Here is a 20,659-nt window from a genome sequence, read left to right on the forward strand (position 1 = left end):
CCACAGTGTGGCCCGCGTCAATATCGAGGTTCCCGCGATAATTTCTCTCCGTTACCTTGATGAATGTCATGAAGACCTCTGCTCAGTTTGTGCAGAGTAGGGGCCAGTTTTGCTATTACTGTGCGCTTGAGCGCGAAAAAATGACGAGTTGAGGAAACATGATAGAGCTCCTTATTGGCGCCGCAGTCGCGGCGGGCGTGGGCCGTTACATTATCAAGGGATATTCCGCTACCGGCGTCTTGTTGGTGGGAGGGTTGCTGCTGCTCGGCATCAGCGCCTTGATGGGGAAAACGCTGTTGCCGTCCGGCGCCGCCTCAACCGGCTGGCGCGCGACCGACATGATCGAATACGTCAAGATTTTGCTGATGAGCCGCGGCGGCGATCTCGGCATGATGATCATGATGCTGTGCGGTTTTGCCGCCTACATGACGCATATCGGCGCCAACGACGTGGTCGTGAAGCTGGCTTCGCGTCCGCTGCAGATGATCAATTCGCCTTATCTGCTGATGGTGGCGGCGTATTTTGTCGCTTGCCTGATGTCGCTGGCGGTCTCTTCCGCCACTGGCCTCGGCGTGCTGCTGATGGCGACGCTGTTCCCGTTGATGGTGAACGTGGGCATCAGCCGCGGCGCGGCGGCTGCCATTTGCGCTTCGCCGGCGGCGATTATTCTGGCGCCGACGTCCGGCGACGTGGTGCTGGCGGCCAAAGCGGCGGAGATGCCGCTGGTGGACTTCGCGTTCAAAACCACCCTGCCTATCTCGATTGCCGCCATTGTCTGCATGGCTGTGGCGCATTTTTTCTGGCAGCGTTATCTCGACAGAAAGAGCAATGAACAGCATCACATCATGGACGTCAGCGAAATCAAAACCCATGCGCCGGGATTTTACGCGATATTGCCGTTTACACCGATCCTCGGCGTGCTGATTTTCGACGGTAAATGGGGACCGGAGCTGCACATCATTACCGTGTTGGTGGGGTGCATACTGTTGGCGGCATTGATTGAGTTCGTGCGCAGTTTCAGCGCGAAACAGGTATTCAGCGGCCTGGAAGTGGCTTATCGCGGCATGGCGGACGCATTCGCCAGCGTGGTCATGCTGTTGGTGGCCGCCGGGGTCTTCGCGCAAGGGTTGAGCACCGTCGGCTTTATCAGCGGGTTGATCGGGCTGGCGCAGTCGTTCGGCACCGGCGGTTTGATCATGATGTTGGTGCTGGTGGTGATCACCATGCTGGCGGCCATGACCACCGGCTCCGGCAATGCGCCGTTCTATGCGTTTGTCGAACTGATCCCGAAACTGGCGGCGCAAATGGGCGTTAACCCGGCTTATCTGGTGATCCCGATGCTGCAGGCGTCTAACCTCGGCCGCACGCTGTCGCCGGTCTCCGGCGTGGTGGTGGCGGTCTCCGGCATGGCGAAAATCTCACCGTTCGACGTGGTGAAGCGCACTTCGGTGCCGGTGATTGTCGGGCTGGTGGTGGTGATCGTGGCGACGGAGTTGCTGGTTCCTCAGTAAAACCAAGGCCGGGCAATGCCCGGCCTCAATGTTAAACCTCGTAGTCCTCCGGTGGGGGAGGCGGGGTGATCTTCACTTTCAGGATACGGTGGCTGTTGACCTCCAACGGCTCGAACAGGTAGTCACCGATCGTGATTTGTTCGCCTTCTTGCGGCACGCGCTGGCTGTGTTCCATCAGCAGCCCAGCCAGCGTGTGGTATTCACGCTTTTCTTCCAGCGGCATCGGCAGGTACAACACCAGATCTTCCAGCGGCATATAGCCGTTGGCGGTCCAACTGCCGTCCTCGTTTTGCTGAATGTCGTGGCGTGCATCCACCTCTTCGCCGGCCTCCGGCAGGTTGCCGGCGATGGTTTCCATCACGTCCGTCAGGGTGACGATGCCTTCGACGGAACCGAACTCATCGACCACAAAGGCAAAGTGCGTTTGTGCCTGGCGGAATTGCTCAAGGGCGCTCAACAGTGTGAGCTGCTCCGGGAAGATCAACGGTTGGCGTATCAGCGCGCGCAGATCCAGCGGCGCCTGCGCCAGCTGCTGTTTGAGGACGTCGATAGTGTGGATAACGCCCAACGGCTCATCGCTGGCGCTGCTTTCTACCACCACGATGCGCGTGTGTTGATTGCGCTCCAGCAATTGCGTCAGCTTCTCCTGCGGATCGTTCAGCTCAAGGTATTCGACGTCGTGACGCGAGGTCATGATGCTGCTGACCGTGCGCTGCGCCATGCCCAGCACGCGTTCGATCATGCGCCGCTCTTGCTGATTGAAGATCTCGCCGTTTTCGCTGTCGCTGTCGGCCAGCAGATTGGCGGAATGACTGTCGACCTCGGCTTCTTCATGTTTGCCGCTCAGCATGCGCAGCACCGCCTCGGCGGTACGCTCGCGCAGCGGCCGCACCTTCGACAGGAAACGACGGCGGTTGAACTGCGCCAGTTGGTTCAATGCTTCGATCATCACCGAGAAGCCGATCGCCGCGTAGAGATAGCCTTTCGGAATGTGGTAGCCGAAGCCCTCCGCCACCAGGCTGAAACCGATCATCAGCAGGAAGCTCAGGCACAGAATGACGATAGTCGGGTGTGCGTTGACGAAGCGCGTCAGCGGTTTGCTGGCCAGCAGCATCAGGCCGATGGCGATACAGACCGCGATCATCATCACCGCCAGGTGGTCGACCATGCCGACCGCGGTGATCACCGAGTCGAGCGAGAAGACGGCATCCAGCACCACGATCTGCGCCACCACCGGCCAGAAGCGCGCGCCTTTGCGTGTGCCATGCTGCTCTTCATCCTTGCCCTCCAGCCGCTCGTTCAGCTCCATGGTGGCTTTGAACAGCAGGAATATGCCGCCGACCAGCATGATCAGATCGCGGCCGCTGAAGGGGTGTTCTGCGACGATGAACATCGGTTTGGTCAGCGTCGCCAGCCACGAGATGGAGGCGAGCAACGCCAGACGCATCACCAGCGCCAGCAACAGACCGACGACACGAGCCTTATCTCTTTGTTGTTTTGGTAGTTTATCCGCCAGAATGGCGATGAAGACAAGGTTGTCTATACCCAGAACGATTTCCAGCACGACCAATGTGGCCAGGCCGGCCCAAATTGTTGGATCAGCGATCCATTCCATACGCCCAATTTCACCTGTAAGTTCTACGGCTTATGCCGCACGGGAATGATGGGCGCTGAGGCGGCAAAATTCAACTCTAATCCGGGACATGTCGACAAAAACGGGCGTTGCAAGACTTTGCGCAACAAATATTGTTCGCCGATGCTGGGCATGAAAGCGGCGGGCGGTATCAGGCTGTTTTTGCCGGAATACGCCTCGCTCATAAAAAGAACGTCTCTATAAATCTATTTAAATCAAAATATTAAAATCTCTCTCCACGTCAGGGACTCGTTACGGTATGTGGCATGAGTAGTCTTATTCTGAAAACGGCTGGCTGGGGGGATCTAAGGCTTGTATCACTTGGACATTAGTATAAGAATCCTAGCCATATAAACGTCAGTAACTAACATTGTTTGGTTATAAAGGCTCCAGTTTTTTTATTGTTTTGTGAGCGGTGCGGCAATCCAGATTAAGAGCAAATGCCGCTTTACAAAAAGTGATTTGGCTCACGGGGGGGGACGTGAGTGAAAACGTCAATAACAGTACTTTGGTAGCTGCAAGCCAAGGGCGGTAGCATGCTTGATGAATGTTCCCTTTTTACTTGCCGCGGGGATGCAGCGCCACGATGAATTGGAATGAAAATGCAGAAAAGACTCAAGGCAGTGATCCCTGTAGCGGGCTTGGGAACCCGAATGTTGCCGGCAACCAAAGCCATCCCTAAAGAAATGTTGCCGGTGGTCGATAAGCCCTTAATTCAGTACATCGTCAGTGAGTGCGTAGCGGCGGGCATCAAAGATATCGTTTTGGTTACCCATTCATCAAAAAATGCGATTGAAAACCATTTCGATACCTCCTTTGAGCTTGAGGCGATGCTCGAAGCGCGCGTGAAGCGTCAGTTGTTGGCCGAAGTAAAAAGCATTTGTCCACCGGATGTGACCGTGATGCAAGTGCGCCAGGGCCAGGCGAAAGGGCTGGGACATGCCGTATTGTGCGCCAAGCCGATGATAGGCGATTCTCCTTTCGTGGTGCTGCTTCCGGATGTTTTGCTGGATGATGCAACCGCGGATCTGCGCACAGAGAATCTGGCCAGAATGCTCCAGCGTTTCGACGAGACGGGATTCAGCCAGATTATGGTTGAACCGGTGCCGGAACAGGATGTGTCCAAATATGGCGTAGTTGACTGCGCCGGCGCGACGATCGCTGTGGGTGAAAGCGCGCCGATGACGGCCGTGGTAGAGAAGCCGGCTCGCGAGGATGCGCCTTCCAATCTGGCGGTTGTTGGCCGTTATGTGCTTTCCGCCGATATTTGGCCGTTGCTTGAAAAGACGCCACCCGGCGCGGGCGATGAGATCCAACTGACCGATGCGATCGCGATGTTGATGGATGAACAAACGGTGGAAGCGTTCCACATGAGCGGTAAATCCCATGATTGTGGTGACAAGCTTGGCTACATGAAGGCATTTGTGCAGTATGGATTGCGTCACGGTTCCGAAGGCGAAAACTTCAGCCGCTGGTTGAAGCAGACGTTGAATAAGTAACAGGCTGTCGCCACTGCGGCTGAAAGCGATCACCAGATTGAATGAGGGCTACTATGACGAAGTTGAAAGCGGTTATTCCTGTGGCAGGGCTGGGTATGCGTATGCTTCCGGCGACCAAGGCGATTCCGAAAGAAATGTTGCCGATCGTAGATAAACCGCTGATTCAATACATTGTCAATGAATGTGTTGCTGCCGGGATCAAAGAGATCATCTTGGTGACGCATTCTTCTAAGAACGCCATCGAAAACCATTTTGATACCTCATTCGAATTGGAGGCGATGCTGGAGGCTCGTGTGAAACGGCAGCTGTTGGATGAGGTGCAGTCGATAACGCCAAAAGGCGTCACGCTGATGCATATCCGGCAGGGGCAGCCAAAGGGGTTGGGCCACGCGGTGCTCTGTGCCAAACCTTTGGTCGGTGATTCGCCGTTTGTCGTTCTGTTGCCGGATATCTTGCTGGATGACGCAAAAGCCGATTTGAAGAAAGACAATCTGTCACACATGATTGCGCGCTTTGAACAAACCGGTCTGAGCCAGGTGTTGGTTCAGACGGCGGATGAACACGTCCTGCATGACTATTCTGTGGTGCAGTGTGAAGCCAGCAGCCTGGCTCCTGGCGAAAGCGCTCGTATCACGTCGATTATCGAAAAACCGGCGCCGGAAACCAAGTTGGAATCCAACTATTCGGCGGTGGGACGTTATGTGTTGTCAGCGGATATTTGGCCTCTTCTGGAGACGACCAAACCGGGGGCCTGGGGCCGTATTCAACTGACCGATGCGATTGCCGAATTGTTGAAACACAAACCGGTAGAGGCAACAGAGTTGGTTGGGGAGTCGTTCAACTGTGGTGAAAAACTGGGGTACCTGCGGGCGTTTGTCACCTACGGTTTGCGTCATCCTACTCAGGGCAAGGCTTTCAGGGAATGGGCTGAACAGCTGACGTTTTGAACTAGACGGATGGTTCCCTATCGGCCCGATCACTGTAAGGAAATCAGGAGAGTGGTTGAATTTTGGGGAATTTCACTGTCTCAATTTTTATATTAGTATACATTCAATAGCGGGTTGCTGAGTTGCCTTGGTGAGTGATTTTTGCACGAACTTGCCAGGCTGCTCTGCAATATACTGTTATTAATACAAATTAAAGCCCGAATCGGCCCCGGTATCGATTTTCGCCAATGCGAGGCTTCTCAGCTTATTTATCTTGCCAATAATAGCTTTGCTCTTATCAACGGCAGATAAACGTTATTGAAAATTGCAACAGGGCGCTTATTGAGAGACGGCGCAGCAAGTGTCAGGCATTTTGATAAGGTTACAGCGAGGCAGCCACGGTTGGCTAGCATTGTAGCTTTGCAGATACATTTACTTGAAAGTGATGATAATTTGATGGCAAAACGACAATTGAAAGTGATATCGCTATTGATATCAATTAGCGTAATCAGTGGATGCACGGTGTTTCCTGGAACCCATTTATCGACCAGTGGAAAAGATGTCGTAAAACAAGAAGATGCTGACTTCGATATTGATAAGCTGGTCAATATTTACCCTATGACGCCTAAGCTGCTGGATTCGATGCGTCCCGCAAAGGTGGTTGCTCAGTCGAATGCGCAATTGGACGCATCGCTGCGCACGTATGAATACCGGATTGGTGTGGGTGACGTCCTTAACGTAACGGTTTGGGACCATCCTGAACTGACTACGCCTGCGGGCCAATACCGCAGCGCCAGCGACACCGGTAACTGGGTGCATGCCGACGGTACTATTTTCTATCCTTATATCGGTAAGGTGAGCGTGGTAGGTAAAACGGTCACCGAGATCCGCGATCAAATCGCCAGGAGACTGGCGCAATACATTGAAAGTCCACAGGTTGACGTCAATATCGCCGCTTTCCGTTCACAGAAAGCGTATGTGACGGGGGAAGTCGCCAAGTCGGGTCAACAACCGATCACCAACGTACCATTGACGGTGATGGATGCCATCAACGCCGCCGGCGGGCTGACGGAAGATGCCGATTGGCGCAATATCATTTTGACTCACAACGGCAAAGAGCAGCGCCTTTCATTGCAGCAACTGATGCAAAATGGGGATTTGACCCAGAACCGCCTGCTCTATCCTGGGGACATTCTGTACATTCCTCGTAATGACGATCTCAAGGTATTCGTGATGGGGGAAGTAAAAACTCCATCCACGCTCAAAATGGATCGCAGCGGTATGACGTTGACGGAGGCGTTGGGTAGCAGTCAAGGGCTTGTACAATCGAGTGCTGACGCGACAGGCATTTTCGTTATTCGACCTCTGCATGGCACTCAGGGCAATAAACTGGCAAACATCTATCAGTTGAATATGTCGGATGCGACAGCCATGGTGATGGGGACAGAATTCCACCTTCAGCCTTATGACATTGTCTATGTCACTGCGGCGCCGGTCGCTCGTTGGAATCGTCTGGTCACGCAGTTGGTGCCAACCATCGACGGCTTCAACAACCTGACGGAAGGTACGCTGCGTATTCGTAACTGGCCGTAGAGGATACGCTATGTTTGATTCTGTTTTGGTTGTCTGTGTTGGAAATATCTGCCGTTCTCCGACGGGGGAGCGGCTGTTGAAAAAACATCTGCCACAAAAAAAAATCGCGTCGGCCGGTATCGGCGCACTCGTCGGTAAGCCGGCGGATGAGGCTGCGGTGGCGGTGGCGGAAGAGCATGGTCTTTCTTTGGATAACCATGTTGCACAGCAGTTGACCAAGGAAATGTGTCGTGAATATTCGCTGATACTGGTGATGGAAAAAAGTCACATTGAGGCCGTTTGCCGTTTAGCCCCCGAAGTCAGGGGGAAAACCATGCTGTTCGCTCACTGGATGGGGCAGGCTGAAGTTCCTGATCCGTATAAGAAGAGTCACGAAGCGTTTGAGTTTGTATATAACCTTCTGGCTGAAGCTGCGCAGAAATGGGCAAAAGCATTAAATCGTTAACCAGAGATGACAATGATTGATAATAGCAAACTGGGTCCGGCTGCGGGCGCAAGTAATGATGAGATTGATTTAGGTCGGTTGCTGGGAACGCTGCTGGATCATCGGTGGCTGATTATAGGGATTACGACATTCTTTGCTGTGATCGGCATCGTCTATTCTCTGTTCGCAACGCCTGTATATCAGTCGGATGCATTGATTCAAGTTGAACAAAGTTCGGGTAACTCGATCCTCAACAACCTTTCCGAAATGTTGCCCTCGGCACAGCCTGGTTCTGCGGCGGAGATTGAGCTGATCAAATCCCGCATGGTGCTTGGCAAAACCGTCGCAGATTTGAACCTGAATACGGTCGTTGAACAAAAATACTTCCCGATCTTTGGGCAGGGTTGGAATCGTTTGATGGGGAACGAACCTGGCAAGATAGCCTTGTCGCGTTTGTCTATTCCTTATTCATGGAATGAGAAAGACCTTGAGCTGGAAGTGATTGATAAAAACAGTTTCGCTCTCAGCGTTGATGGTGATGAATTCCTCAAAGGCAAAACGGGTGAGCTGGTCAATCAAAAAGGCGTGACCATGCTGGTCAGCGAAATTGACGCGGCGCCTGGTACGGTCTTCAAAGTGACCAAGCGCAGCGATCTGATGGCTATTAACGCGTTGCTCGCGGCGTTGACGGTTGAAGATAAAGCCAAGGACACCGGCGTGTTGGCGTTGACCCTGCAAGGGGAAGATCCTGAGCTGGTGGGTAAAACGCTCGACAGCATTTCGAAAAATTATTTGCTGCAGAACGTTGAGCGTAAGTCGGAAGAAGCGGCCAAGAGCCTCGAATTTCTGAAAGAGCAGTTGCCGCAGGTGAGAACCTCTCTGGACATCGCCGAAGATAAGCTGAATAAGTTCCGTCAAGACAATGATTCCGTCGATCTGTCGCTTGAAGCCAAGTCTATGCTGGACAGCGTGGTTTCTGTCGAGGCACAACTGAATGAGTTGACCTTCAAAGAAGCTGAGATATCGAAGCTGTACACTAAAGAGCACCCGGCATATCGTGCTTTGATGGAGAAGCGTGGGACCCTGGAAGGGGAACGCGCGAAGCTGAATAAACGTATTAGCGTAATGCCTAAGACGCAGCAGGAAATCTTGCGGCTAACCCGAGATGTTGATGCGGGTAAAGAAATTTACATGCAACTGCTGAATAAGCAACAAGAGCTTGGGATCACCAAAGCCAGTACCGTGGGTAATGTGCGTATTGTCGATCCGGCGGTGACTCAGCCAAAACCGGTTCAGCCACGTAAAACCTTGATTGTTCTGCTGTGTGTGGTGTTGGGCGGGATGTTCTCCATCGGCATCGTGGTGCTTAAAACCATGCTGCACCACGGAATCGAGAGTCCTGACGAGTTGGAGCAACGCGGTATCAACGTCTATGCCAGCATTCCATTGTCTGAATGGCAGCAGAAAAAAGACCGCGAAATGTTGCTGCGCACTCATCGCAAGTCCAATACGCGCGCCAACTCGTTGCTTGCCGTCGGCAACCCGGCTGACCTTGCCATCGAAGCCGTTCGCAGTCTGCGCACCAGCCTGCATTTTGCGATGATGGAAGCGAAGAATAATGTGCTGATGATTTCCGGCGCCAGTCCAAACATCGGTAAGACGTTTGTCAGTATCAACCTGGCGGCGGTTATCGCTCAGGCGGGGCAACGTGTGTTGGTTATCGACGCCGACATGCGAAAAGGGTATTCACATACATTGCTGGATGCCGATTGGCAAAATGGTCTGTCTGATATTTTGTCAGGCAAAATCGATGCGGCCAGCGCGGTTCGTCCTACGCAAATCAACGGTATGGACTTCATTCCGCGCGGCCAGATTCCACCGAATCCTTCTGAGTTGCTGATGCACAGCCGTTTTGCCGATTTGGTCGAATGGGCGGACAAGCATTATGATCTGGTTCTGATCGATACTCCGCCTATCCTGGCTGTCACCGATGCGGCAATTATTGGCCACCATGTCGGTACGGCGCTGATGATCGCGCGCTTCGGTATGAACACGGTTAAAGAACTCGAGATCAGCGTGCGTAGATTCGATCAAAACGGTATCGAGATCAAAGGCATTATTCTGAACGCCGTTGAACGTCGCGCAAGCAGCTATTATGGCAACTACGGTTACTACCAGTACGAATACAAATCTGGCGGTAAAGACGCGTAATAAAGCAAATCTCCCTTCAAGAGGTTATAAGTGTCTTTATAACCTCGCTTTATCTAAAGCGCCTAGTCTTACGGCGCCGAAATACCTGATAAAAACCGGCTATTATGAATATATTAATTGTTAATACATTATATGCACCATTCAAGGTTGGCGGCGCGGAAGTGTCTGTGCAACTTTTGGCGGAAGAGCTGGTTTCAAAAGGCGATAGAGTTCGCGTAGTTTGTTTACACGATGAAAAGTTCAGAAAGCAGACGGAAATAAATGGCGTTGAGGTGGTTTATTTACCGCTGAAAAATCTGTACTGGCCTTTCAGTAATGAGCAAAAAGGGAGGTTGTCAAAAGTCGTCTGGCATTTGGTTGACAATTTCAATCCAATGATGGGAAAGGCTTTCTCCAGAGAGTTGGATGATTTTAATCCCGATGTGGTACATACCAATAACATCAGTGGCTTTTCTGTTGCGATTTGGGACTGTGTCAAAAAAAGGAATATAAAACTCGTCCATACGGCTCGTGATTATTATCTCTTTCACCATAACTGTACGCTGTTTCAACATGGGGAAAATATGGATGTAGGTTCTGCAGCGGTCCAGTTGACATCTATGGTGAAAAAGCGAAAAAGCCAGAATGTCGATAGGTTTGTCGGCATCAGCAAATACATCTCTGCATTGCATCAAGATAATGGCTTTGCCATTAATGCCCGACACAGCCACATCTACAATCCGATAAAAAAATGTCATGTTGCCGACCAATCGTCGTCGGTTATCCGGATTGGCTTTATTGGCCGTTTGACCGCAGATAAAGGGTTCAAGGCGTTCTGCGCCAAAGCGTTGGAAATGACGATACCGGGTGAGGTGGAGTTTTACGCTGCCGGGCGTTTTTCCTCCTCCGATGAAGGCCGCGCCTTGCAACTCAGGGCGGAGGAGGCTGGCGTCCATCTGTTGGGGTTTGTGCCGGTAGAATCCTTCCTGGCTCAGATTGATATGGTTTATTTGCCTACACTCTGGAATGAACCGTTTGGCCGAGCAGTAGCGGAAACGGCTGCTGCCGGCAAGCACGTCTTCACTTCTTTCGCCGGTGGCGTTGCTGAAATCGCTGAACATTACCCCAATGTATATCAGCTAAGTGAATTTACGTTGGAAAAACTGCGAATCTTAAAAAATGAGCGCGTCGAGTTTGTTGATGTGAATCCCTTTGACGCCGGGCGGTTGGCTGCGGGTTATCAAGAGGTTTATAAGAGCTGATATGGGATTCTCATCGAAAAAATTCGCAGACTATTTTGTTATCACCTATCTGGTAGTAATTTCAATCAGTGGGGTTATCAATATCGTCGCTCACAATACGACGCGCCTGATACTGCTTTATAAAGATGTCTATTCATTGGCATTACCGGCGTTTTTGCTGCTTTATCTGGCGGCCAATAAGAGTAGAACCGGCCCGGGTTTTAGAAGCTACCTACTGCTGTTTATTGGCATGGTTATGCTTTCCCTGTCATATGTTCTTATTTCTATTCTTAACAGCAATTTTAAAATTGGTAACGTCGTTACGCAATTCCGCTTCGAATTGTTTACCTATTCGTCGTTGCTGGTTGCCGCACTCTTGGTGTGTCTAGAGCCTGAACATCGCATGAAATTGCTGATGAGGCTGATTAAAGTTTACGTCATAGTCACCGTTGTCAATGCTATTTTCGCCATACTGGAAAGCGTGTTTTCAGGTTTGCTTTATGCGCTGACCGGGGTAAGTCCTGGATTGCAATTTACGCAAGTGGGAAAAGATAATGGGCTGATTTTACGTACCGCAAGCGGATTCTTTAGGGCGATAGGTCTTTTTAGTAGTCCTTTTACACTATCTGAGTTTTTATTCTTCGGTCTCATATTAAGTCCATTTGTTAGTAAGAAAAATCGCTTGAGATATATATTGATTGTCTCGGCCGGTATTGTCTGTTCCACATCGAAAACAGCTATAATTATGGCCGGTATTTATTTTGGCTATCTGTTTGTTCGTCGATTCCTATCGTTGAAAGCCAGTTTAGCCAGTGTGGTGCTTGTATGCGTGGCATTGTCATCATTCTTCTACGCAACCATGACGGACATGGGGATCTATAAATCTATCTATTCAAGCGATAATAATTATGCAGAGCAAAGTATTCTGGAAAGGATCTTACTGATTGAAGAAGTGAGAAATAGTGACACCTATTCAATTTTTACCGGAGCAGGTTACGGCGTTAACGGTAATGCCGCGGTCGGTGATGATGCTGCGCTGCCGTTGGACAGTATCTATATTTTCTTGCTTTCCAACTATGGCGGAGTGGGAATTTTCATCTTCTTACTTGCTGCGTCAATTATTTTGCTGAAACTGTATAATAAAGTCCGTTATGGACAGTTCTACACGGGCGTGTTCCTGTATTGGATGATTTCGCTATCTATCAACTTAGTTTATAACAACCCGATTACTAATTATCCAGGGTATGTTTTCTCGATTATTATTTCTGCTTTGCTTTTGTCATTTAGACAAGATGAGTTTTCTAAGGTGGCTGATGCCCAAAGGCTCCAAGCGCAGACACGATAAGCTTGAATTGTATAGTGGCGTCGTCATAGAGGTATATATGATTGTTGTTAATGCACGATTTCTCACACAAGAGTTAACAGGGGTGCAGCGCTTTGCCGAACAGATTAGCCTGGCGCTACGGGAACTACGCGACGATATCGTTTTTGTTTCACCTGGTGACATAAAGAATACGAAAGCTGCTGAGTTGCTCAATGTAAAGGTGGTTGGACATCGAACCGGGCATCAATGGGAACAACGTGACCTGCCAAAATATCTGAAAGCCAATGGCAATCCATTGTTAATCAATTTAGGGAATACTGCGCCGCTGTGGTATAAGAATAAGGTCGTGACTCATCATGACGTGACTTATAAGAAATTCCCGCAGAGCTATTCTAGAAAATTTCGGTTGATGTATAACCTGCTGATTCCCATCATGCTAAAAAACAGCCGTGCACTATTGACCGTTAGTGAATTTTCTAAAAAAGAAATTACGACGGCTTATGGTTACAATCCGAAAAATACCTTTGTGATCGCCAATGCCGTATCCGATCTTTTTTCTCGCAGAAGTGTCGAGAGTGCCAGCAATACTGATGAGCGTTTTCTGTTGGCGGTTTCGTCGCCTAACTATCATAAGAACTTTCATGGTTTACTGGCCGCTTTTTCTGCCGCATGTCAAAATACGGATGTTAAACTTAAGATTATCGGTGGAAAGAATAAGAATTTTTCAGGCATGGATTTCTCTGGCAATGATGAGAACGCCATGAAGAATGTTGAATTCTTAGGGCGAGTCACCGATGAAGAGTTGGTGGCGATTTACCAACGCGCTTTAGCGTTTGTTTTTCCTTCGTTCTATGAAGGCTTTGGTATTCCTCCATTGGAAGCCCAGGCTTGCGGATGTCCCGTCGTTTCGTCGAACCAGGCCTCCTTACCCGAAGTATTGGCGGATAGCGCCCTGTATTTTAACCCGTATAAGCATCAGGAAATGGTTGATGCACTGAATAGAATTATCAACGATGAATCGTTGCGCGAACAGCTCAAAGAGAAAGGCTACAATAACATCGGTCATTATTCCTGGCTTGAATCGGCCAGGAAGTTGGAAAATATTATCACTCAGTTGAGATAGCGCTAGAATATTAGGTGTTCGGTAATTGTAGAACGTTATTATGAAATTGCGGATGCCTGGCATATCTGAAGAGACGTTGAGAAGATATCATTCAGCGATTCAGAAAAGCCGAATCATTAGTGAAGAGTATTCTTGTATTGGGATTTCAAATTTAAGGTGAGTTGGGGAGAGGTATGTCTGAACAGAAGTCGTTAAATGTCGGGGTCGTAGCCGATTGGTTGGTGACCTACGCAGGGGCTGAGCGCGTAATAAAAGAGTTTATTGACATATATCCCGATTCTACTCTCTATTCCGTGGTCGATTTTTTGTCGGATGCCGCTCGACAACAGATTCACAACAAGCATGCCACAACCACATTCATACAAAATCTACCGAAAGCCAAGACCAGCTACCAAAAGTATTTGCCTCTGATGCCGTTGGCTATTGAGCAGCTTGATGTCTCCTCTCATGATGTCGTGCTATCCAGCAGTCATGCTGTGGCCAAAGGCGTTCTGACTGGACCCGATCAGCTGCATATCAGCTATGTGCATTCGCCCATCCGTTATGCCTGGGATCTGCAGCATCAATACCTGCGCGAGGCTAACTTGATGAAGGGCATGAAAGGGCGGTTGGCTAAATGGTTGCTGCACAAAATTCGCATGTGGGACTATCGTACCGCTAACGGCGTCGACCATTTTATTGCTAATTCACAGTTTATTGCGCGTCGTATTAAGAAAGTGTATGGCCGTGAAGCCGACGTTATTTATCCACCTGTTGATGTGGATCGATTCTTACTTAATGAAAACAAGGATGATTTCTATTTTACGGCGTCGCGAATGGTCCCTTATAAGCGCATGGACTTGATCGTTGAAGCTTTCAGTGCGATGCCTGACAAGAAGCTGATCGTGATAGGCGACGGCTCGGAGATGGCGAAGATCAAAGCCAAAGCGGGCAAAAACGTTGAGATCCTGGGGTACCAGAGCAATGAGGTATTGCAGGATCATATGTCCAGAGCCAAAGCGTTTGTTTTCGCTGCTGAAGAAGACTTCGGCATTACGCCGGTAGAGGCGCAGGCATGTGGAACACCCGTTATCACCTTCGGTAAAGGTGGCGCGTTGGAAACCGTGCGTCCGTTTGGCGTCAGCAATCCTACCGGGCTTTTCTTCTCGGAACAAACGGTCCCTTCGTTGGTCGCTGCCGTAGAGCAATTTGAGAAAATACAGGACCAAATCAGCCCTGTTGACTGTCGTACTCAAGCCTGCAAGTTCTCTGCGGAACGTTTTCGCAGTGAGCTGACCGAATACATTAATGCCAAATGGCATGAGTTCAATACCGCGAAAACCATAAAATACTGATCGGTGAGATTTATTATGAGTAATATTTATCCTGTAATTATGGCTGGCGGTACCGGAAGCCGTTTATGGCCTCTTTCAAGAGAATTATTTCCGAAACAGTTTTTAGCGTTGTGCAGTGAATTTTCCATGTTGCAAACCACGGTCAACAGACTTGATGGGTTGGAGATATCAAACCCGCTGGTGATCTGCAATGAAGAGCACCGTTTTATTGTTGCAGAACAGCTGCGACAGATTACTCGTTTATCCCACAACATTATTTTGGAGCCGGTTGGGCGCAATACGGCACCGGCCATTGCACTGGCCGCGTTGCAGGCGACCGCTGGCGGCGAAGATCCCTTATTGCTGGTTTTGGCAGCAGATCATGTTATCCAGAATGAGGAAGCATTCCGTACGGCTGTATTGCAAGCGGTGCCTTATGCTGAAGCAGGAAAGCTGGCGACCTTCGGGATTGTGCCGACCGGTCCGGAAACAGGGTATGGTTATATCCATAAAGGTGAAAGTATTGATGGGGCGCTTGCCTCTCGGGTGTCCCGCTTTGTTGAAAAACCGAATCTGTCGACGGCTAAAGAGTATCTTGCCAGCGGAGAATACTTATGGAACAGCGGGATGTTCCTGTTTAAAGCCAGCCGTTATCTCGAGGAGTTGAATAAATTTCGTCCGGATATTTTGGCTGCGTGTCGTCAGGCCTTGCTGCATACGGCGCCGGATCTGGATTTTGTCCGTGTCGATCGCGAAGCCTTTATTCTTTGCCCGGATGAGTCCATAGACTATGCGGTGATGGAGCAGACAGCGGATGCCATCGTGGTGCCGTTGGATGCGGGGTGGAGCGATGTCGGTTCCTGGTCGGCGCTTTGGGACATCAGTGCGAAAGATGCAAACGGCAACAGCACCTTTGGTGATGTGTTGCAACATGATTGTTCAAATAACTATATTCGTGCCGAACATAAATTGGTCGCAACGGTAGGTGTAGATAACTTGGTTATCGTTGAAACCAAAGATGCTGTGTTGATCTCGAATAAAGATAAAGTGCAAGATGTTAAAGAGATCGTCAATCATCTGAAACGTGGACAGCGTTCGGAATGCAAGCAGCATCGTGAGGTCTACCGCCCATGGGGCAAGCATGACGCCATTGCGCAAGGCGAGCGTTTTCAGGTACGTAAGATAACGGTTAAACCTGGCGAGAAACTCTCATTGCAGATGCACCATCACCGTTCAGAGCATTGGGTGGTCGTTTCTGGTACCGCCAAAATTATAAAAGGCGGTGAGACGAAGTTTGTAACTGAAAACGAATCTATTTATATTCCATTAGGTACTGAACACTCATTAGAGAACCCAGGAAAAATTGCATTGGATTTGATTGAAATTCAATCCGGATCTTATTTGGGTGAAGACGATATTATTCGCATTGATGATAATGGAAAATACAAATAACGGTGATGTGTCTTAAGCGTGACATGTTTTCGTAAATTTTTTTGGTAAGGATTTTTAGATGACTCAAACTTTAACTTGTTTCAAAGCATACGACATTCGTGGCCGGTTAGGTGAGGAGTTAAATACGGATATTGCCTATCGTATCGGTCGGGCTTACGGTGAGTTTTTGCAACCACGCGAAGTTGTGGTTGGTGGCGATGTTCGTTTGACCAGTGAAGAGCTGAAACTGGCGCTGGCTGAAGGTTTGCGTGATGCCGGCGTTGACGTACTGGATATCGGGCTCAGCGGTACCGAGGAGATTTATTTCGCGACTTTCCATTTGGGTATTGATGGTGGCATTGAAGTGACCGCCAGCCACAATCCTATGGATTACAATGGTATGAAGCTGGTGAGAAGCCAGGCCAAACCGATCAGCGGTGATACCGGCTTACGCGATATTCAGCGATTGGCCGAAGGGAACGAGTTTGCCGAAGTGGATCCCTCTGCGCGTGGCAGCTACCGTAAGATTTCCGTAGAGGATGCCTATATTGAGCACCTGCTAGGCTATATCGATGTCAAAAATCTGAAGCCGCTTAAACTGGTGGTCAATTCCGGCAATGGTGCAGCAGGGCATGTGATCGATGCCATTGAAGCACGTTTCAAGCAACTGCAAGTTCCGGTCGAATTTATCAAGGTTCACCATCAGCCGGATGGTAATTTCCCTAACGGTATTCCTAATCCTCTGTTGCCTGAGTGTCGTGAAGATACGGCGCAAGCGGTTCGCGCGCATGGTGCCGATATGGGCATTGCGTTTGATGGTGACTTCGATCGTTGCTTCCTGTTTGACGAGAAGGGCGGCTTTATTGAAGGTTACTATATTGTTGGCCTTCTGGCTGCGGCGTTTCTGGAGAAAGAAACCGGTGCCAAAATCATTCACGATCCGCGCTTAAGCTGGAACACGATTGATGTGGTCAACGCCAGCGGTGGCGTGCCTGTCATGTCGAAAACCGGCCATGCCTTTATCAAGGAACGCATGCGTAAGGAAGATGCTGTCTATGGCGGTGAGATGAGTGCTCACCACTATTTCCGCGAGTTTTCTTATTGCGATAGCGGCATGATCCCATGGCTCTTGGTTGCCGAATTGCTTTGTCTGAAGAATATGTCCCTCGGACAATTGGTGGCCGATCGCATGGCTGCCTACCCGGCTTCCGGGGAGATTAACAGCCATCTGCAAGATCCTCAGGCATCGATTGATAAAGTCCTGGAATGCTATCGGTCTGATGCGCTGCTGTTCGATCACACCGATGGTATCAGTTTGGAGTTTTCTGACTGGCGATTCAACTTACGCAGCTCGAACACGGAGCCGGTGGTTCGCTTAAACGTTGAGTCGCGGGCGAATCCGTCATTGATGCAGCAGAAAACAGAGGAAATTCTTGCCTTGCTCCGCAGTTAAACTCTGCACTTACGCTATATTGGAAGTTCGGGGCTGTATTGCCCCGGCTTTAGGAATATAGGTACCAGAGAAAACTAACAAAAGGCATCTATACTATGCTAGCGAATAGGCCGTTATCTATGAATGGTTTCCGTCGTGGGAGTTTGCATACCAATGCGTCCCTGACATCAATGTTGCAACGATTTTCCGATATTTTTATCGTTTTTTGCGGGCTCTACTTATCCTGTCTGATTTCAGGAACGCGCTTCGCCATACAACACTGGGTTATGGTATTAACGTCGATTGTGATATTTCAAATGATCGGCGGCATTACGGATTTTTATCGTTCCTGGCGCGGTGTGCGAGCAGGGTTAGAGATTCGGCTTATTATCCAAAACTGGACGATAAGCTTGGTGATGACTTCGGGCGCTGTTGCATTTGTCAATGATTTTAATAATGAATATATAGTATATATTCAATGGTACTTATTTGTTTGCTGCGGTTTAGTCATTACACGCAGCACTATCCGTTTGATGCTGGGATATATGCGGAATTTAGGATTTAACACCCGCAATATCGCCATCATGGGATCGATGCCGGTTGGTATTCGGCTAGCGGAAACGTTGAGTGATGCGCATTGGATGGGATTCCGGGTACTGGGTATCTATGATGACAGTGCAGAGCCATTGGACAGTGTGATCGAACGCCGTGGCGATTTAGCGCAACTAATTGAGGACGCTAAGTGTGGTCGAATTGATCGGATTTATATCGCCATGCCTATGGAGCAAGAAAAGCTGATCAAGGATACGGTGACTGAACTTTCCGATACCACGTGTTCCGTGATGCTGATTCCAGACATATTCACCTTTAATATGTTGCAGTCGCGATCGGAAGAAATTAACGGCGTATCCGTTGTCTCGTTGTTTGATACACCAATGAGTGGTATTAACCAGGTGATAAAGCGGGTAGAAGATATTGTTCTCTCCATTTTTATCCTGCTCTTTATTTCACCGGTACTGGTGTTGATTTCAGCCGCAGTGAAGTTTACTTCTCCCGGCCCGGTGATTTTCAAACAGCGCCGATACGGCATGGATGGCAAGGCAATTGAAGTGTGGAAGTTTCGCTCCATGAAGGTAATGGAGAATGGCGATAAAGTCGTTCAGGCGACAAAGGGCGATTCGCGGGTGACACCGGTGGGGGCATTTCTTCGCCGTACTTCACTCGATGAGCTGCCACAATTTATCAATGTGCTGAAAGGCGACATGTCGATTGTAGGGCCACGCCCTCACGCCGTTGCGCATAATGAGCAGTATCGTAAGTTGATCAAGGGTTATATGCTGCGGCATAAAATGAAGCCTGGCATCACAGGTTGGGCCCAGATAAATGGCTGGCGGGGTGAAACCGACACGCTGGATAAAATGGAAAAGCGTGTTGAATTTGACCTTGACTACATTCGGAACTGGAGCGTTTGGTTGGATGTAAAGATTGTTTTCTTGACGATATTTAAAGGGTTCGTCAGTAAAACAGCCTATTAATTACTCTGATGGTAAATTGCCTCATCGGGCTTCCTGTTCAACAGGTTGCCCGGGGGGCGTGCAGGAGGTCGCGTTGAAAATCCAGTCTGGTACCACACGTCGCCCCGTAAACGGCTATGCGAAAATAGTAAAAGCATGCGCGGTTGCGGGTGCGTTATTGTTCGGTTCATACGGATACGCGAATGCGTTTGAGGTGGGTGTGAACGTACATTTGCGTCACTACCCCAAACCGACAGACAACTATCTGTCGTTAATCAAGGAGTATGGCTTTACTTCTTTCCGAGCCGGCTATTTGTGGGGATTGGTAGAGCGAACACCCGGTACGATGAACGTCGCAGATCCGTTGACTAAGGAAGATGATGCTTATCAACACGGTCTCTCTCAGTATGGGTTGAATTCTTTACTCATTCTCGCCTACGGGAATACCGCCTATAACGCACCTGACTACCCCACAACGCCTGCGGCTATCGATGGATTTGCCAATTATGCATACTGGACCGCAAAGCGCTTTAAAGGAAAGGTAAAATATTACGAAGTTTGGAATGAGTGGACGGTTGGAACCGGTATGAGTAAAAAAACGGCCATTCCTCCGCCTGAAGTGTTTGCAGAGCTGGTTAGGAAGACATCCGCCGCCGTAAAACGCGCAGACCCTGATGCCATCGTTCTCGCCGGTTCGCTTAATCCTCTGGGGCCGGCGGGGCTAAGTTGGTTCGACCAATTGATGAAGCTAGGCATACTTAATGATATTGACGGTATCTCGTTGCATCCTTATTCCTACCGTTTGCCGGACTTAGCGTTAAGAACGCCAGAGGATAACCTCAACGCTATCGATAAATTTGAGCAAAGGGTGAAAGCCTTCGCCAAGAAAAGCGTCCCTGTTTACATTACAGAGATGGGGGTGCCGACTTACAATGGCCCCGGTGGATTAAGTGATGCTGCTGCGGCGCAATACGTTGTTAAGTATACGATGTTGGCTAAATCGCGACCGTATATCAAAGGTATTTGGTGGTATGATCTCATTGATGATGGTGACAACCCGGCAATCAATGAACATCGGTTTGGCTTGCTAAATCGACAGGAACAACCAAAAGCTGCCGCATTGGCTTACGAAAAAATTGCCAAGGTAGCGCGCGATTTCACCGTAAGTGACTACAAAGCATCGTCTGACGGCGTGATAAGTATTGCGTTGAAGGGCACCGGTAATCAGTATGCGATGCTCTATTGGCAAAAACCGCAAGTGGTGCAACCTTCAGCTCAGGCAAATGGTTTGAGATCATTAATCAGCAGCGCGCCAGTACAGAAGACGAAAGAGTCTGCCGCCCAACCGTTGATTGAGTTAAACAGCCAGAAAACTGTGTTGCAAGGAGATACTCCCGTGTTGATGTTATCCGATAAGCCTATCTCATCGCCGACGCGTTAATATTCTTTTTTACTATTTTGGGCTTTTATTTTTCCTGGATTATGACTGATAAATATTTTTCTCA

The 20,659-nt window shown here is 49.5% G+C and carries 15 protein-coding genes; 14 read left to right on the forward strand and 1 reads right to left on the reverse strand.

Going from position 1 to position 20,659, the window contains the following annotated elements; genetic code table 11:
- The first annotated feature begins 158 nt into the window (after positions 1 to 158).
- On the forward strand, positions 159 to 1,511 hold the full coding sequence (dcuC, locus tag ACMGG9_RS06495; RefSeq protein WP_033642456.1) for an anaerobic C4-dicarboxylate transporter DcuC: 1,353 nt from the start codon (positions 159 to 161) through the stop codon (positions 1,509 to 1,511).
- A 31-nt stretch (positions 1,512 to 1,542) separates the two neighbouring features.
- Here the strand turns inward: dcuC and ACMGG9_RS06500 are convergent, their stop codons facing one another.
- Entirely contained in the window at positions 1,543 to 3,126 is a 1,584-nt protein-coding gene (locus ACMGG9_RS06500; protein WP_033642457.1) for a TerC family protein, read from the reverse strand.
- 620 nt (positions 3,127 to 3,746) lie between these two features.
- Between ACMGG9_RS06500 and galU (ACMGG9_RS06505) the strand changes: the two genes are divergently transcribed.
- The 13 genes from galU (ACMGG9_RS06505) (at position 3,747) to ACMGG9_RS06565 (ending at position 20,595) form a co-directional block, all read left to right on the forward strand.
- Complete coding sequence (gene galU / locus ACMGG9_RS06505) at positions 3,747 to 4,643, forward strand: UTP--glucose-1-phosphate uridylyltransferase GalU (RefSeq protein ID WP_108682265.1); 897 nt, start codon at positions 3,747 to 3,749, stop codon at positions 4,641 to 4,643.
- 53 nt (positions 4,644 to 4,696) lie between these two features.
- A complete protein-coding gene (gene galU / locus ACMGG9_RS06510) occupies positions 4,697 to 5,590 on the forward strand; it encodes a UTP--glucose-1-phosphate uridylyltransferase GalU (RefSeq protein ID WP_072628009.1) in 894 nt (297 codons plus the stop codon).
- A gap of 435 nt (positions 5,591 to 6,025) precedes the next feature.
- Positions 6,026 to 7,162: a polysaccharide export protein gene (locus ACMGG9_RS06515; protein WP_033650761.1), complete on the forward strand. Its 1,137-nt coding sequence runs from the start codon at positions 6,026 to 6,028 to the stop codon at positions 7,160 to 7,162.
- A gap of 10 nt (positions 7,163 to 7,172) precedes the next feature.
- Positions 7,173 to 7,607, forward strand: a complete 435-nt coding sequence (locus ACMGG9_RS06520; RefSeq protein ID WP_033650606.1) for a protein-tyrosine-phosphatase — start codon at positions 7,173 to 7,175, stop codon at positions 7,605 to 7,607.
- A gap of 12 nt (positions 7,608 to 7,619) precedes the next feature.
- Positions 7,620 to 9,797: a tyrosine-protein kinase Wzc gene (gene wzc / locus ACMGG9_RS06525; protein WP_208060078.1), complete on the forward strand. Its 2,178-nt coding sequence runs from the start codon at positions 7,620 to 7,622 to the stop codon at positions 9,795 to 9,797.
- A gap of 104 nt (positions 9,798 to 9,901) precedes the next feature.
- Positions 9,902 to 11,038: a glycosyltransferase family 4 protein gene (locus tag ACMGG9_RS06530; RefSeq protein WP_213587295.1), complete on the forward strand. Its 1,137-nt coding sequence runs from the start codon at positions 9,902 to 9,904 to the stop codon at positions 11,036 to 11,038.
- Position 11,039: 1 nt separating this feature from the next.
- On the forward strand, positions 11,040 to 12,362 hold the full coding sequence (locus ACMGG9_RS06535; RefSeq protein ID WP_099783564.1) for a hypothetical protein: 1,323 nt from the start codon (positions 11,040 to 11,042) through the stop codon (positions 12,360 to 12,362).
- Positions 12,363 to 12,399: 37 nt separating this feature from the next.
- Positions 12,400 to 13,464, forward strand: a complete 1,065-nt coding sequence (locus tag ACMGG9_RS06540) for a glycosyltransferase family 4 protein (protein WP_208060169.1) — start codon at positions 12,400 to 12,402, stop codon at positions 13,462 to 13,464.
- 173 nt (positions 13,465 to 13,637) lie between these two features.
- Positions 13,638 to 14,798, forward strand: coding sequence for a glycosyltransferase family 4 protein (locus ACMGG9_RS06545; RefSeq protein ID WP_033650610.1), 1,161 nt, complete (start codon positions 13,638 to 13,640; stop codon positions 14,796 to 14,798).
- 15 nt (positions 14,799 to 14,813) lie between these two features.
- The gene (locus ACMGG9_RS06550; protein WP_033650611.1) at positions 14,814 to 16,229 is read left to right on the forward strand and encodes a mannose-1-phosphate guanylyltransferase/mannose-6-phosphate isomerase; all 1,416 of its coding nucleotides are present in this window, start codon (positions 14,814 to 14,816) and stop codon (positions 16,227 to 16,229) included.
- 58 nt (positions 16,230 to 16,287) lie between these two features.
- A complete protein-coding gene (gene cpsG / locus ACMGG9_RS06555; protein WP_033650612.1) occupies positions 16,288 to 17,661 on the forward strand; it encodes a phosphomannomutase CpsG in 1,374 nt (457 codons plus the stop codon).
- Between the two features lie 119 nt (positions 17,662 to 17,780).
- Positions 17,781 to 19,175 (forward strand): undecaprenyl-phosphate glucose phosphotransferase, encoded by a 1,395-nt coding sequence (wcaJ, locus tag ACMGG9_RS06560; RefSeq protein WP_033650763.1) that lies wholly within the window; start codon positions 17,781 to 17,783, stop codon positions 19,173 to 19,175.
- Between the two features lie 73 nt (positions 19,176 to 19,248).
- On the forward strand, positions 19,249 to 20,595 hold the full coding sequence (locus tag ACMGG9_RS06565; protein ID WP_253271429.1) for a cellulase family glycosylhydrolase: 1,347 nt from the start codon (positions 19,249 to 19,251) through the stop codon (positions 20,593 to 20,595).
- Positions 20,596 to 20,659: the final 64 nt, after the last annotated feature.

It is taken from the genome of Serratia sp. BNK-10, assembly GCF_047456065.1.
Lineage (GTDB): Bacteria > Pseudomonadota > Gammaproteobacteria > Enterobacterales > Enterobacteriaceae > Serratia > Serratia ureilytica.